Below are 1,307 nucleotides of genomic sequence, written 5' to 3' on the forward strand. Positions count from 1 at the left end.
CCACTTCCCGCGGCACCTTGTAGTTCGCCATTTCCCGGCGCGACCAGGCGATCAGGTCGTCGGCGGTCAGCGTCGCGCCCGCGCGCCGCACCGCGAACGCCTTGCCCGCCTCGCCGAGCCGCGCGTCCGGTATGCCGACGACCGCGGCGTCGGCGACATCCGGATGACGGGTGAGGATCTGCTCTATCTCGGCGGGATAGGCGTTGAAGCCGCCGACGATGAACATGTCCTTGATCCGGTCCGTGATGCGCAGATTGCCGTCGGCGTCCAGCACGCCGACGTCGCCGGTGTGCAGCCAGCCGTCGCCGTCCACAGCCTCGGCGGACGCCTGCGGGTCCTCGAAGTAGCCGGACATCACCTGATAGCCGCGGACGAGTATCTCGCCGGGCTCGCCCTGCGGCAGCACCTCCCCCGAGGCGCCGACGACCACGACCTCGGTATCGGGGATGGCGCGGCCCGACGTGCCCGAGATGACCTCCGCCGGGTCGCCGCGGCGGCACATGGTGACCATGCCCGTGGCCTCGCTCATGCCGTACGCGGTCAGCACCGTCCCGATCCGCAGCTCCCCGCGCAGCCGCTCCACGAGCCGCAGCGGCACGACGGCCGCGCCCGTGACGACCAGCCGCAGCGGCGACAGGTCGTGCTGCCCGCGGTTCGGGTGGTCGAGGAGCGACTGATGGAGCGTGGGCGGGCCGGGCAGCACCGTGACCCGCTCGGCCGCGATGTTGGCCAGCACGGTGTCCACGTTGAAGACCGGCTGCGGGATCATCGTCGCGCCCCGCATCAGGCAGGCGATGATGCCCGCCTTGTAGCCGAAGGTGTGGAAGAACGGGTTCACGATCAGATAGCGGTCCCCCTCCTCCAGCCCGGCCAGCTCGCCCCAGACGCCGAAGGCGCGCAGGGTCTGGGCATGGGTGATGACGGCGCCCTTGGGCGCTCCGGTGGTGCCCGAGGTGAAGATGATGTCGGAGGGGTCGGAAGGCCGGATTCCGGCCACCCGTGCCCGTACGGTCCGGGGGTCCACCGTCTCCCCGGCCGCCAGGAACTCCTTCCAGGTGCGGAAGTCCGAGGGCGCGTCCTCGGCCAGGACGACGACCTCGCGCAGATCCGGCAGCCCGGCAAGCGGGCCGGGTTCCCTCTCGCGCTCCGTCGCGCGTCCGGGCTCGCGCTCCGTCACATGTCCCGGCTCGCGCTCCGTTGCGCGTACGGGCTCGCGCTCCGTTACGTGTTCCGGCTCGCGTTCCGCGGCGGGGGCCGGGTCGCCGCCTGCCGCCCGTCGCAGCGAGGCCACGTACGAGGTGCCGAGG

1 protein-coding gene is annotated in these 1,307 nt (G+C 72.2%); it reads right to left on the reverse strand.

The window, feature by feature from the left end:
* A partial coding sequence (locus ACFU99_RS43910) for an AMP-binding protein (RefSeq protein ID WP_384404421.1) occupies positions 1-1,307 on the reverse strand: 1,307 nt, incomplete at both ends.

Source organism: Streptomyces sp. NPDC057654 (assembly GCF_042800135.1).
Lineage (GTDB): Bacteria > Actinomycetota > Actinomycetes > Streptomycetales > Streptomycetaceae > Streptomyces.